Below are 13106 nucleotides of genomic sequence, written 5' to 3' on the forward strand. Positions count from 1 at the left end.
GCGGCCCGGACCCCGCCGTGACACAGCTCAGAGGGAACACACGATGACCGATATCGCATTTCTGGGCCTGGGCCGCATGGGCCTGCCCATGGCCGCCCGCCTGACCCGGGCGGGACACCGGCTGACCGTCTGGAACCGCACGCCCGCCAAGGCCGAGGTGTTCGCCGCCCGGCACGGTGCCGCCTCGGCCGCCACACCCGCGGAGTGCGTCACGGACGCCGAGGTGGTGATCACCATGCTCGCCGACGACGACGCGCTGATGGCCGCCTACACCGGACCCGGCGGCGCCCTGGACCGGATCGCACCGGGCACCCTCGCCATCGACATGGGCACGGTCTCCCCGGACACCGTCCGGCGGCTGCGGCACCTGCTGGCCGGGCGGCGGGCCGACCTCGTCGACGCCCCCGTCTCCGGCAGCGTGCAGGCGGCGACCGCGGCCACCCTGACCGTCATGGCGGCGGGCGACACCGACGCGGTGGAACGCGCCCGCCCGCTGCTCTCCCAGCTCGGCGACCCCGTGATGCACCTGGGGCCGAGCGGCAGCGGCAGCGTGATGAAGCTGGCGGTCAACTCGGTGGTGCACAGCCTGAATGAGGCGGTGTCCGAGGCACTGGTCCTGGCCGAGCGGGCCGGCGTGCCCCGCGAAGCGGCCTACGCGGTCCTGCTGAACAGTGCCGTCGCGGCCCCGTTCGTCGGCTACAAACAGGCGGCGTTCGAACGGCCCGGCGAGACGCCCGTGGGCTTCAGCCTGGACCTGGCCGCCAAGGACCTGCGCCTGGCCACCGCCCTCGCCGACCGGGTCGGTGCCCCGGTGCCGCAGACCCGGGCCGCCCTCGACGTGCTCGGCCGGGCGTCCGCCGCCGGGTTCGGCGACGCGGACGAGTCGGCGGTCGCGGTGTTCCTGCGGACCCTGTGCGAACAGACGCCGTGACGCGGGTGCTCCGGCCGTCCGGCCGGGAACGGTCCGTCACCGTCCTGCGGCCGGCCGCCGCGGGGCGGTCAGCCGTCCTGCGGCGGGCGCAGCGCGGCGAGCGCGTCCACCGCCGAGCGCACCGGGCCGGTGCCCGGTTCGGGCAGACCGAGCCGGGCCAGCAGGTTCCCGCCGTCGCCGGTGTTGTGCCGGCCCACGACGAACCAGATCCCCCTGGCCGGCCGGTCGGTGTGGTTGAAGTACAGGTGCGGACGGCTCGACGCGAAGCACAGGGAATCCCCCGCCCGCAGCACATGGGTGTCGAAGTCGAGCTTGAGGGTCAGCTCACCCTCCATGAGGTAGCCGTACTCCGTGCCGGCGTGCCGCATCAGACGGCCCTCGACCGAGCTGGAGGCGCCGGGCGCGTAGGTGGTCAGCAGCGGGTCGACCTCGCTGCGGCTGCCGACGGCCAGCCGCTCCCAGGTCACCCCGTTCTCCATCTCGATGCTCGGGTTGTCCTCGGCCCGCTGGATGGCGTCGGAGACCGGTGCCACGGGCGCGGGGCCGTCCGCGGGCCGCGGCGCATCCCGCTGGTCGGCCGGCGGCGCCATGAGGCCGTCGACCGAGACGCCCAGATGTGTCACCAGGGCGTACAGGGTGCTCACCGAAGGCTGTGTCTTGCCGGTCTCCACCTGGGAGAGCAGGCTCGCCGAGATCCCGACGGCGGAGGCCACCGCACGCAGACTGAGTCCCTTGGCGGTACGCGCCGCACGCAGGTTGGGGCCGAAATGGTTCGTCATGGCATTCGTCATCGCGGTGTCCCGCCCGGTTGTATGTCCCATTGTCCAATGAGACTACACAGGGTCGGCGGCAGAACCCATCCGTCCCGCCGCTCCTGACCCCCCTCGGGCGCCGTTCAGGCACTTCTTGCCCCGAATCCGCCCGGGACCTGCCCTTTCGCGCCTCCGTCCGGACCGAACGGCTGACCGTTCTCGATTTCGAGTGTTCAGTCCTATTGGAACTCGCGAAGGCCGTGTATACGATCGCTGGACGCTCAAGGATGAGCGCCAGGAAGGAAGCACCATGCGCATACTGATCGAGAACGCCGCAGTCGTCACGATGGACCCCGCGCTCGGCGAGTTCGAGCGGGCGAACATCCTGATCGAGGACGGCCGGATCGCGGCTGTCGGCCCCGAGGTGGCCGCCGACGGGGCCGAACGCATCGACGCCTCGCGGATGATCGCCATGCCCGGCATGGTCGACACCCACCGCCACACCTGGCAGACCGGTCTGCGCGGCATCCTGGCCGACGGCAACATCCCGGACTACCTGCGCGGATTCCGTATCCAGATGGCCACCCGCTACCGGCCCCAGGACATGTACGCCGGCAACTACCTCGGCGGTCTGGACGCCCTCAACTCCGGCGTGACCACCCTCGTCGACTACTGCCACAACATCCTCGACCTCGACTACGCCCACGCGTCGGTCGAGGGCCTGCGCGACTCCGGCGTGCGCGGTCTGTACGGCCACGGTCTGGTGCCCGTCACCTCCAACACCTGGTCGGAGGAGCAGGGCGGCCAGGAGGCCGGCTCCGACCCGAGCGGCCTGAAGACCAGGGCCGCCTGGGCGCGGGAGATCCGCAGCACCTACTTCTCCAGCGACGACCAGCTGCTCAGGTTCGGCATCGCGCCGCAGGAACTGGCCATCGCACCGGTCGCCGACGTCAAGGCCGAGTTCGACCTCGCCCGCGAACTCGGCGCCCGCATCACCTTCCACGCCAACCAGGTGCTGGTGCGCAACCTGTTCGAGGACGTCGAGGTGCTGCACCGGCACGGCATGCTCGGCGAGGACCTGCTCCTCGTGCACTGCACCTTCAACACCCCGCACGAGTGGGAGCTGCTGGACGGCACCGGCACCACCGTCTCGGTCTGCGCCGAGACCGAGATGCAGATGGGCATGGGCTTCCCCGTCATCGACGAGGCCACCCGGTACACCCCGGGCCCCGGTCTGGGCATCGACTGCACCAGCAGCACCGGCGCCGACATGATCTCCCATGCCCGGCTGGTGCTCCAGGCCACCCGCTGGCACGCCGACCGCCCCGACTACGACGCGATGCGGGCCCCCACCCAGATGCGGTGGACCACCCGCGACGCCCTGGAATGGCTCACCGTGAACGGGGCCAGGGCGGCCGGTGTCGGCGACCTCGTGGGCACGCTGACCCCGGGCAAGCGTGCCGACGTCGTCCTGCTGGACATGAGCGGGGTCAGCCAGGCCGGCTGGAACCGGCGTGAACCGGGTGCCGCGGTCATCGCCCAGACCAACTCGGGAAACGTCGACACGGTGCTGGTCGACGGCCGGATCGTCAAGCGCGGTGGCCGTCTGGTGCACGTCGACGTGCCCGCCGCGCTGCGCACCCTGGAGGAGTCGCACGCGTATCTGAACGACCAGATGGACCGGCACGGCGGGTTCATCCCGCAGCCCCCGGTCGAGCTGCCCGTCTTCGACCGCTGAACCGGCACGCGGCCCACACCGTCAGGAGAGAACCGTGATCCGTCATATCGTCGTCTTCCGTCTGCGGGCCGCGGGCACCGGCGACCGCGCGAGCGCCGTCGCGGCCATGCGGGAACGGCTCGAGCCGCTGCGGCAGATCGTCCCGGGCGTCCTGCGGCTGGAGGTCGGCGCGGACCTGGGGATCGTCGCAGGGCACTGGGACGCGGTGCTGGTGGCGGACTACCAGGACAACGCGGCGCTGGAGGCCTACCAGCGGCACCCCGCGCACGTCGAGGTCGTGGCCTGGCTGAACACGCTGGTCGCCGAGCGTGCCGTGGTCGACCACGAGCTGGACTGAGCGCCGGGCACCGCTGCGGCGCGGCAGGTCACCGAACCGTCTCGGCCTGTCGGAACCCTCGCCATGTGTTCAGTGTGTATGTACGATTTCCCCGCGACAGGCCGACATCCGTAAAGACAGACTGCATGAGGTCTGCGCGTCCGTTCACCGCAACGGCTGCGCACCGCTACCCCAAGAGGCAAGGTGCAAGGATCGTGTCCGACAAGAAGATCGCCATCCTGGGAACGGGCGCCAACGGCGCGAGCGTCGGCGCCGATCTGACCCGCGCCGGGCTCGACGTGACGCTGATCGAGCAGTGGCCGGCCAACGTCGAGGCGATGCGGGCCCACGGCATCACCGTCGAGACACCGGACGGGACGACCCGTACGCCGGTACGGGCGATCCACCTGTGCGACGTGGCGACCCTGCGCGAGCGGTTCGACGTGGTGTTCCTGGTGGTCAAGGCCTATGACACCCGGTGGGCCTGCGAACTGGTCAAACCGTACGTCAAACCCGACGGCCTGGTGGTGGGCCTGCAGAACGGCATGACGGTGGACGTCGTCCGCGACGTCATGGGACCCGCCCGGTCGCTGGCAGCCGTCATCGAGATCGCCGCCGCCATGTGGGAACCGGGCCTGGTCGAGCGGCACACCCCGCCGTCCGGGACCTGGTTCGCGCTCGGCGCCGACGCCCCGGCCGCCCGTGGCCGTGAGAAGGAGGTCGCCGACCTGCTGCGCCACGCGGGGACGGTGGAGACCGTCGAGGACATCCGGTCCGCCAAGTGGATGAAACTGGTGGTGAACGCGGCGGAACTGGTCCCGTCCGCGATCCTCGACCTGCCGCTGAAGGCCGCGGCGGAGGTGCCGGGGATGCACGAGTTCATGCTGCGGGCCGGCAAGGAGGCGGTGCGCGCCGCGGTCGCCGGCGGACACCGCATCGTCCCGATCTTCGGCCTGAGGGACGTGGATCCCGCCGCACCCGAACGCTTCGTCGAGGTCATGCTCGACGCCGTGTACACCCGCTGGTCCCTGCCGCACACCAAGACCACCGTGCTCCAGGACTGGCAGAAGGGGCGGCACAGCGAGGTCGACGAACTCAACGGGTTCGTCCTGGCCGAGCACCGGCGGCTGCTGGGTGACGCCCCGGCCAACGCGCGGACCGTCGAGCTCGCCCACCGCATCGAGAGCGGTGACCTCCCGGCCCGTCCCTCCAACGCGGAACTCCTGCTCGCGTCCCTGTAGTTCGTCCTCCTCCCCGTAGTTCCTCCGCCTCTCGCCGGCCGACGGGGCGGCCCGCGCACGGCGCATACGGCGTCCCCCGGGCCCGCCCCTTCGCCCCGCCCGTGCCCCAGCGCAGCCCCGCCCTGCCCGTGTGTCCGCAGGCTCGCCTCCGTCGCTCTCCCCTGCCTCGTCGGGCTCCCCTTAGTGTTCAGTATCGGTGGACAAAAATCCCCGTCAGGCGGGTTGTGGCCACAGGTTGTTCACTTATACTTAACGCACGTTGGGCTTCGACCCCCACCATCCCCTCACCGCTTCGTAAAGCAAGGAGCTCACCGTGAGCATCGCCAGTTACGGCTCCATGAACGTGGACTGGGAGACCCGCATCGACATGGGGCGTCTGCGGGAGGAGCGGCTCGCCCGGCTCCGCGCCCAGCTGCGGGCGTCCGATCTCGGAGCCCTGCTGGCGTTCGACTTCGGGAACATCCGCTACATGACCGCGACCCACATCGGGACGTGGGCCATGGACAAGCTCATCCGCTTCTCCCTGATCACCCAGCACTCCGACCCCGTCTCCTGGGACTTCGGATCCGCCGCCAGACACCATCAGATGTACAACCCGTGGCTCGGCGAGACCCACATGGAGGCGGACGCCGACCCGCACGCCCCGCACCACGGAGCCGTCGCCCCGCGTGCCGAGAGCGGCGCCCGCGCGGGCATCTCCGTGCTGCGCGGCGCCTTCCACCCGGACGCCGGGATAGCCGAGAACCTCGCCGCCAAGATCAAGCGGGAACTGGAGAAGTACGGGCTGGCGGACGAGCCGCTCGGCATCGACATCGTCGAACTCCCGGTCCTCTTCGCCCTGCAGAAGGCCGGCCTGCACGTCGTCGACGGCCAGCAGGTCTTCCTCGACGCCCGCCGGGTCAAGACCCGCGACGAGATCGGGCTGCTCACCCACGCGGCCTCCATGGTGGACGCCGCCTACGACGAGCTGTACGGCTTCCTGCGGCCCGGGGTGCGGGAGAACGAGGCCGTCGGACTCGTCTCCAAGAAACTTTACGACCTGGGGTCCGAGTACGTCGAAGGCGTCAACGCGATCTCGGGGGAACGCTGTTCACCGCACCCCCACGTCTACTCCGACCGCATCATCCGGCCGGGCGACCCGGCGTTCTTCGACATCCTGCACAGCTACAACGGCTACCGCACCTGCTACTACCGCACCTTCGCCGTGGGTTCGGCCAGCCGGGCCCAGCGCGACGCCTACACCAGGGCCCGGGAGATCATCGACCGTTCGATAGCGATGGTCCGCCCCGGCGTCACCACCGCCGACGTGGTCTCGGTCTGGCCCAGCGCGCAGGAGTTCGGTTTCCCGAACGAGGAGTCCGCCTTCGCCCTGCAGTACGGACACGGCGTCGGGCTGTCCATCTGGGAGAAGCCGATCTTCTCCCGTCTCGTCTCCTTCGACCACCCCGAAGTGCTCGAGGAGGGCATGGTGTTCGCCCTCGAGACCTACTGGCCGTCCGCCGACGGCATCGGCGCCGCCCGTATCGAGGAGGAGATCGTCGTCACCGCCGACGGGTGCGAGGTCATCACCAAGTTCCCGGCCGAGGACCTGATGGTCGCCGGCGGCCGGCGCTACTTCACCGTCGACGGCCCGATGGCGGCCGTCCGCGACTCCCAGTCCCACCGCAACACCGCCGCGGGACTCGGCAAAAGCTGATCCGCCCCTCCCGTACCCCACCAGCTCCGCCGAAGCGCCTGCCCTCGGCGGTCCGCCGTCACCCGCACCAGGAGTGAACCATGTCCCTCACGCACCGCACCGGATCGTGGGCCGTCAGATCGGCCGCCACCGGCGCCGTCCTCACCCTCGCCCTGGCCGGCTGTTCTTCCACCGCGAACACCGGCACCGCCGCCGGCGCCGGCGCGAAGAAGGCCGACACCTCCGCGCTCTCCGCGGGCTTCAAGGGCGCCTTCGACGCGCCGCCGTCCAGCGGACCGGCCGCCCAGAAGGGCAAGACCGTCTGGTACATCTCGTGCGGCCAGGCGTACGTGGCCTGTGCCAACGCCGCCACGTCCTTCAAGAACGCCGGCACCGCGCTCGGCTGGAAGGTCACCGTCGTCGACGGCAAGGCCGACCCGTCGACGGCGGCCAACGCGATCAAGCAGGGCGTGGCCGCGCACGTAGACGGCATCGGCCTCTTCACCTTCGACTGCCCCGGTATCAAGAGCGCGCTGGTGAACGCCAAGTCCGCCAAGGTCCCGGTCGTCAACTTCGGTTCCCTGGACTGCGACGACAGCGCCTTCGGCGGTGAACCGCTCTTCGCCGCCAGCGTCAACATCATGGGCAGCGCCGACCAGGCCGACCTGTGGAAGCGGCTCGGGCGGTCCCGCGCGGACTACGTCGCCGCGTCGCTCGGCAGCGCGGGCGGCACCGTCATCGACGTCAACGAGACGAGCCAGCGGGCACACCAGTACATGGAGGAGGGCTTCGCCGCGGAGATCAAGGCCAAGTGCCCCAAGTGCACGGTGGTGAACTCGCCGTTCACCTTCTCCCAGGTGCCCAACCCCGCGACCGCGACCTGGAAGTCCGTCCTGCTGAAGTACCCGAAGGTGAAAGCGATCACCTGGGACACCGACGCGCTCATGCAGCTCGGTCTGAGCACCGCCGTCAAGCAGTCCGGACACGCCGCGAACCTGCTCAAGGTCGGCTCGGAGGGCCTGCCCTCCAACCTCGACCTGATCCGGTCCGGCGAGCAGACGTCCGCGTCCTTCGTCCCCTACGACTGGTACATGTGGGCCACCGCCGACACCCTCAACCGGTTGTTCGCCGGGGAGAGCGCCAAGAGCCTGCCCAGCCAGGGCGGCGGCGTGCTCTACGTCGACGCCAAGCACAACCTCCCCGCGGCCGGGAAGCCCGTGAAGCTGCCCGTCGACTACCAGGCCGCCTACCGGGCCGTCTGGGGCAAGTGACCGGACATGGCTGACGCGACGGCGACCACCGGGACCGCGGCCCTGCGGGTCCGCGGGGTCTCGAAGACCTTCGGCACGCTCAAAGCCCTCGACGGGATCTCCTTCGAGGTGGAGCACGGCGAGATCCACGCCCTGCTCGGCGGCAACGGATCGGGGAAATCCACCCTCATCAAGATCCTCGCGGGCGTCCACCAGGCCGACCCCGGCGGCATTCTGGAATTCGACGGCCGCCCGGTGGACGCCGCCGCCACCAGCCCCGCGCTGGCCAGGGAGAACCGGCTGCGCTTCGTCCACCAGGACCCCGGCCTCTTCGGCGAGCTGACCGTGGCGGACAACATCGCGATGCTCGGCGGCTTCCCCACCCGAGGGGGCGCCGTCCGCACCCGCGACCTCCACCGCCGGGTCGGCCCGCTGCTGGAGAGATTCGGCATCGACGCCCGCCCGGGCGACAAGCTGGGCGACCTGCGCCCGGCGGACCGGACGATGGTGGCCATCGCCCGCGCCCTGGAACGGGGCGAGGGCGAGGAACCGTCCCTCCTGGTGCTGGACGAGCCCACCGCCTCGCTGCCCCAGGGCGAGGTGGAGGTCCTGCTCGCCTCGGTGCGCCGCTGCGCCGAGGCCGGCCAGGGCATCATCTACGTCAGCCACCGCATCGACGAGGTCATGTCGATCTCGGACACGGTGACGGTCCTGCGCGACGGCAGACACATCGTGACCCGCCCGGTCAGCGGTCTCACCGACGCGACCCTGACCGAGTGCATCGCCGGCCGCCCCATCGACCGTCTGTTCGGCGAACGGGAGGCGGACCAGATCCCCCGCACCGACGTACTGCTCTCCGTGCGCGACCTGGCCGGCGGCCCGCTCAAGGGCGTCGACCTCGATGTGCACGAGGGCGAGGTGCTGGGCGTCGCCGGACTGCTGGGCAGCGGACGCTCCGAACTGCTGCGCATGATCTTCGGCGCGCTGCGTCCCGAACGCGGCGAGGTCCGGCTCGGCGGCCGTGTCCTGCCCAGGAGCAGGACCCCCGCCCCGATGATCGCCGCGGGCATCGCCTACGTACCCGAGGACCGCACGCTCGACGCGGCGTTCGGCGATCTGACCGTGCAGACCAACCTGTCCATGGCGCAGGTGTCCCGCTACCGCAGGTTCGGCCGGCTGCGGGCGAAGCCGGAGCAGCAGGACGCCCTCCGCTCGATCAGCGAGTTCGGCATCCAGCCTCCCCGGGAGACGGCGCTGTTCTCCACGCTCTCCGGCGGCAACCAGCAGAAGGTCGTCCTGGCCCGCTGGCTGAGACGTGAGCCCCGGGTGCTGCTCCTGGACGAGCCGACCCAGGGCGTGGACGTCGGCGCCCGGGCCGATGTCTACGAGGCGATCCGGCACGCCACCGGGCGGGGCATGGCCGTCGTCCTCGTCAGCTCCGACTTCGAGGAACTCGTGCACGCCTCCGACCGGGTGCTCGTCCTGCAGGACGGCGTGATCAGCGCGGAACTCCCCAAGGAGCGGCTGGACCGGGAAACCCTGACCTATCTGACCTATACCGGCAAGGAGGCGGCGTCATGAAGCCCGTGGCAGGAGATGTGATGGACCAGGAAGACGGATCCGGGAACGGACCCACGACGCGGACCGAGGCCGGCCCCCGTGCCGCGGCGGCGTCCCGCGAACACCTGATGGCGAACATCCTGGAGCGCTACGGCCTGTTGGTCCTCTCCGTCGTGGTGGCCGTGGTGTTCACGGTGCTGCGCCCGGACACCTTCGGCACCTACGCCAACTGGACCGGCATCGCGACCTCCGGGTCGGTGCTCGCCGTGGTCGCGATCGCCCTGATGATCCCGCTGGTCGCCGGACGGTTCGACATATCCGTCGGCGCCAACGTGGGCCTGAGCGCGATCATCGCCGCCTCGGTGATGTCCTCGTACCACCTGCCGCTCGCGCTCGCGGTCCTCGCCGGGATCCTCACCGGCGCGGCCGTCGGCGCGGTCAACGGACTGCTGGTGGCCTACCTCGGGGTCCACTCGATCATCGGGACGCTGGGCGTGAGCATCATCATCGGCGGCCTGGTGTCCGCGTACACCGGCGGGACACCGATCAGCAGCGGCCTGTCCCCGCTGCTCACCGATCTCAACGCCCGTGCGGTCGCCGGCGTGCCGGTGCTGTTCGTCTTCACACTCGTCGTGGCGGCGATCGCCTGGTTCGTCCTGCGGCAGACCCCCTACGGCCGCTATCTGCAAGGAGTCGGCTCCAATCTCAGGGCGGCCAGGCTGACGGGCATCCCGGTCAACCGCATCGTCCTGCTGAGCTTCGTCACCGGCGGCGCGACCGCGGGCGTCGCCGGAGTGCTGCAGATCGCCGCCCAGGGCAACGCCGATCCCTCGGTCGGGACCATCACCTTCGTCCTGCCCGCCCTGGCCGCGGCCTTCCTGGGCGCCACGACCTGGCGTCCGGGCACCTACAACGTGGGCGGCACCGTCATCTCGCTGTACTTCCTCACCATGGTCGTCAGCGGTCTCTCCCTGCTCGGCGCCGCCCCCTGGGTCACCGACGTCTTCAACGGCACGGCCCTGATCCTCGCCATCGTCCTCTCCGCCTATCTGCGCCGCCGGCGCACCGGGAGCTCCGAGGTCGGCGAATGAGGGCAGGACAGGTGATTCCGGAGAGAAACCCCTCCGTGACCGCCGGTGACGGCTAGACTCCTCCGTCACCGGCGGTACGGGGGAGGCGGACACGGTGACGAGCGACGGCGGGGAACACCGGTTGCACCTGGTGCTGGAAAGGGGCGAGGACAGCGACCAGGAAGAACTGGACAGACTGACAGGCCGGTTACGGGACCGTCTTCTCGAACTGGACGTACAGCGTGTGGAGCTGAGCCGTTCGGGCCGCGCCCCCGACGGCGCCAAGCCGGCCGGGACGATCGCGCTGGGCGCCCTCGTGGTGACCACGGCGCCGTTCGCTCTGCGCAGTGTGGTGCGGCTGCTGCAGACATGGCTGGAGAACCGGCCGGTCCGCGCGGTCACCCTGACCGTCGACGGGGACAGCATCGAGGTGCAGGCCGTGTCCCGCGCCGATCAGCACCGTCTGATCGAGGCGTTCATCGCGCAGCACGGTCCCACGCCGCCGCCCGGGCCGGAACCGGCGCCGGCCGCGGACCCGGGGCTGTGAGGTGGCGGGGGACGGGAACATGTCCAAGGGCGGCCGTTTCGCCTTGCTCATCGGCACGAAGACGTACGACCATCCCGGTCTGGGAGGGCTGCGCTCACCGATGGCGGACGTCGACGGGCTGGCGGAGGTGCTGGGGGACCCGTACATCGGCGGATACCAGGTGAGCAGCGTCGTCGACGCCCCGCACCAGGAAGCGACCACCGCCGTCGAGAGCTTCTTCATCGACCGCAGCCGCGACGACTTCCTGCTGCTGCACATGTCCTGTCACGGCATCAAGGACGACGACGGCGAACTGTTCTTCGCGACACGGGGCACCCGGCGCAGACTGCTCGACTCCACCACCGTGTCGGCCGAGTTCCTGCGCAGGCAGATCAGGAAGTGCCGCGCCAAGTCGATCGTCCTGCTGCTCGACTGCTGCTACAGCGGGGCGTTCATGCGGGGCCGCAAGGGCGACACCACGGTGCACCTCAGGGACGCACTCACCGGCGACGGCACCGTGGTGCTCACCGCGAGCAACGAGATCGAGTACGCCTGGGAGGACGACCGGCTCAGCGAACTGGATCCCCGGCCCTCCCTCTTCACCGGAGCGGTGATCGAGGGGCTGCGCTCGGGCGAGGCGGACCTCGACCGGGACGGGGTCGTCAGCGAGAAGGACCTCTACCAGTACGTCTGTGAACGCATGCACGCGGCCCGGCCCGACCAGAGCCCGCGCCTGTGGGGTGAGATCCACTACCGGCTGACCGTCGCGCGCTCGGCCCGGGGCAGACGGGAGTGGCTCCGGAGGCCACAACTGCTCGGGGGCCGTTACGAGATGGGCGAGCTCCTCGGCCGTGAGGGTATCTGCGAGGTCCACCGCGGATACGACAGGCACCGCCACCGTGCGGTGGCGGTGCGGTCCCTGCTGCCGGACCTCGTGCTCAACCCCTCGTTCCAGGCACGGTTCCGCGAGGAGAGCCGGTCGGCCGCCGCGCTCCGCCATCCCGGGATCGTCGCCGTCCACGACCGGCTCCAGCATCGCTTCGGCCAGGTCTCGGTGCCCTACACGGTGACGGAGTACGTGGACGGCCCGACGCTGCGCGAACTCCTGGACTCCGGGCACAGGCCGGACCCGGGGACCGCCCTGGGATGGACGGCCGGCATCCTGCGGACGCTCGAGTACGCCCACGCCGAGGGCGCGGTGCACGGGGACATCAGACCGGCCAACGTCCTCCTGGACCGCGACAGCCAGGTCAGGATCACCGGCTTCGGCTCCGTCGGCGGCCCGGACACCGGAACCGACCTGTACGCGACCGGGTGCCTGCTCTACGAGCTGCTGGCGCTCGTGCCCCCCTTCGACGGCCGGCCCCCGAGCGCCTTCGACCCCCGGATCCCGCCCGGGACCGACCGCGTCGTCCTGAAGGCGCTGGACACGGATCCGGCCCGTCGCTACCGGTCCGCCCACGTCATGCGCGCCGACATCGAACGGGAGCGGGACGCCTGCACCGGCAGCGGGCGCGGACACGGACTCGTCATCGGGCAGTCGGTCCACGACGCGATCGTCGCGCACGCGCGGGCCCAGTACCCGCTGATGGCGTGCGGCCTGGTGGTGGGCCCCGCCGGTCACGGACGCCCGGAGAGACACATCCCGATGCGCAACGCGGCGGCTTCGCGGACGTTCTACGAGATGGACGGGCAGGACGTGGTGAACGTCTACCGGAGCATGGACGAACGCGACGAGGAAGTGGTCGTCATCTACCACTCGAACATCGACACCGAGGCGTACCCGTCCCGCACGGACATCTCCTACGCGAACGAGCCCGGTGCCCACTATGTGATCGTCTCCCTCGCCGATCCGGAGAACGTCGAGTTCCGTTCCTTCCGCATCGTCGAGGGCGAGGTCTTCGAGGACGGGATCAGCATCGTCCCCTCGGACCCCTCCGTGTGAGACGTCGCAGCGTCCGCGACGTCTCACCTCATCAGGGCCTTTCGACTCTTCCGCTCGCCGAATCGTCGTCTTATCGTCCAGAGGGAATATTTTGACCACCTG

The 13106-nt window shown here is 70.5% G+C and carries 11 protein-coding genes; 10 read left to right on the forward strand and 1 reads right to left on the reverse strand.

Going from position 1 to position 13106, the window contains the following annotated elements; genetic code table 11:
• Nucleotides 1-43: 43 nt before the first annotated feature.
• Nucleotides 44-931: an NAD(P)-dependent oxidoreductase gene (locus ABZ862_RS14765; RefSeq protein ID WP_360957187.1), complete on the forward strand. Its 888-nt coding sequence runs from the start codon at nucleotides 44-46 to the stop codon at nucleotides 929-931.
• A gap of 68 nt (nucleotides 932-999) precedes the next feature.
• On the opposite strand, the gene ABZ862_RS14770 is transcribed toward ABZ862_RS14765, so the two are convergent.
• Nucleotides 1000-1710 carry a helix-turn-helix domain-containing protein gene (locus tag ABZ862_RS14770; RefSeq protein ID WP_360957189.1) on the reverse strand — a complete coding sequence of 237 codons (711 nt, stop codon included), beginning with the start codon at nucleotides 1708-1710 and terminating at the stop codon, nucleotides 1000-1002.
• Between the two features lie 283 nt (nucleotides 1711-1993).
• Here ABZ862_RS14770 and ABZ862_RS14775 point away from each other — a divergent pair, with 283 nt between their 5' ends.
• The 9 genes from ABZ862_RS14775 (at nucleotide 1994) to ABZ862_RS14815 (ending at nucleotide 13004) form a co-directional block, all read left to right on the forward strand.
• Nucleotides 1994-3421 carry an amidohydrolase family protein gene (locus ABZ862_RS14775; RefSeq protein ID WP_360957192.1) on the forward strand — a complete coding sequence of 476 codons (1428 nt, stop codon included), beginning with the start codon at nucleotides 1994-1996 and terminating at the stop codon, nucleotides 3419-3421.
• A 34-nt stretch (nucleotides 3422-3455) separates the two neighbouring features.
• Entirely contained in the window at nucleotides 3456-3758 is a 303-nt protein-coding gene (locus tag ABZ862_RS14780) for a Dabb family protein (RefSeq protein WP_360957195.1), read from the forward strand.
• Nucleotides 3759-3952: 194 nt separating this feature from the next.
• Nucleotides 3953-4978, forward strand: a complete 1026-nt coding sequence (locus tag ABZ862_RS14785) for a 2-dehydropantoate 2-reductase (RefSeq protein ID WP_360957197.1) — start codon at nucleotides 3953-3955, stop codon at nucleotides 4976-4978.
• Between the two features lie 313 nt (nucleotides 4979-5291).
• Complete coding sequence (locus ABZ862_RS14790; RefSeq protein ID WP_360957200.1) at nucleotides 5292-6674, forward strand: Xaa-Pro peptidase family protein; 1383 nt, start codon at nucleotides 5292-5294, stop codon at nucleotides 6672-6674.
• A gap of 80 nt (nucleotides 6675-6754) precedes the next feature.
• The gene (locus ABZ862_RS14795) at nucleotides 6755-7924 is read left to right on the forward strand and encodes a substrate-binding domain-containing protein (RefSeq protein ID WP_360957203.1); all 1170 of its coding nucleotides are present in this window, start codon (nucleotides 6755-6757) and stop codon (nucleotides 7922-7924) included.
• 6 nt (nucleotides 7925-7930) lie between these two features.
• Nucleotides 7931-9484 (forward strand): sugar ABC transporter ATP-binding protein, encoded by a 1554-nt coding sequence (locus ABZ862_RS14800; protein WP_360957206.1) that lies wholly within the window; start codon nucleotides 7931-7933, stop codon nucleotides 9482-9484.
• A gap of 20 nt (nucleotides 9485-9504) precedes the next feature.
• Complete coding sequence (locus ABZ862_RS14805) at nucleotides 9505-10554, forward strand: ABC transporter permease (protein ID WP_360957209.1); 1050 nt, start codon at nucleotides 9505-9507, stop codon at nucleotides 10552-10554.
• Nucleotides 10555-10648: 94 nt separating this feature from the next.
• On the forward strand, nucleotides 10649-11080 hold the full coding sequence (locus ABZ862_RS14810) for a hypothetical protein (RefSeq protein ID WP_360957211.1): 432 nt from the start codon (nucleotides 10649-10651) through the stop codon (nucleotides 11078-11080).
• Between the two features lie 19 nt (nucleotides 11081-11099).
• Entirely contained in the window at nucleotides 11100-13004 is a 1905-nt protein-coding gene (locus tag ABZ862_RS14815) for a Mov34/MPN/PAD-1 family protein (RefSeq protein ID WP_360957214.1), read from the forward strand.
• Nucleotides 13005-13106: the final 102 nt, after the last annotated feature.

The organism is Streptomyces sp. NPDC047000, from assembly GCF_040644295.1.
Lineage (GTDB): Bacteria > Actinomycetota > Actinomycetes > Streptomycetales > Streptomycetaceae > Streptomyces.

Excerpts from the sequence above, each read along its gene's own strand:
- ABZ862_RS14770 (WP_360957189.1), bottom strand. The coding sequence starts at position 1,710 with ATGACGAACCATTTCGGCCCCAACCTGCGTGCGGCGCGTACCGCCAAG.
- ABZ862_RS14795 (WP_360957203.1), top strand. The coding sequence starts at position 6,755 with ATGTCCCTCACGCACCGCACCGGATCGTGGGCCGTCAGATCGGCCGCC.
- ABZ862_RS14805 (WP_360957209.1), top strand. The coding sequence starts at position 9,505 with ATGGACCAGGAAGACGGATCCGGGAACGGACCCACGACGCGGACCGAG.
- ABZ862_RS14800 (WP_360957206.1), top strand. The coding sequence starts at position 7,931 with ATGGCTGACGCGACGGCGACCACCGGGACCGCGGCCCTGCGGGTCCGC.
- ABZ862_RS14765 (WP_360957187.1), top strand. The coding sequence starts at position 44 with ATGACCGATATCGCATTTCTGGGCCTGGGCCGCATGGGCCTGCCCATG.
- ABZ862_RS14775 (WP_360957192.1), top strand. The coding sequence starts at position 1,994 with ATGCGCATACTGATCGAGAACGCCGCAGTCGTCACGATGGACCCCGCG.
- ABZ862_RS14815 (WP_360957214.1), top strand. The coding sequence starts at position 11,100 with ATGTCCAAGGGCGGCCGTTTCGCCTTGCTCATCGGCACGAAGACGTAC.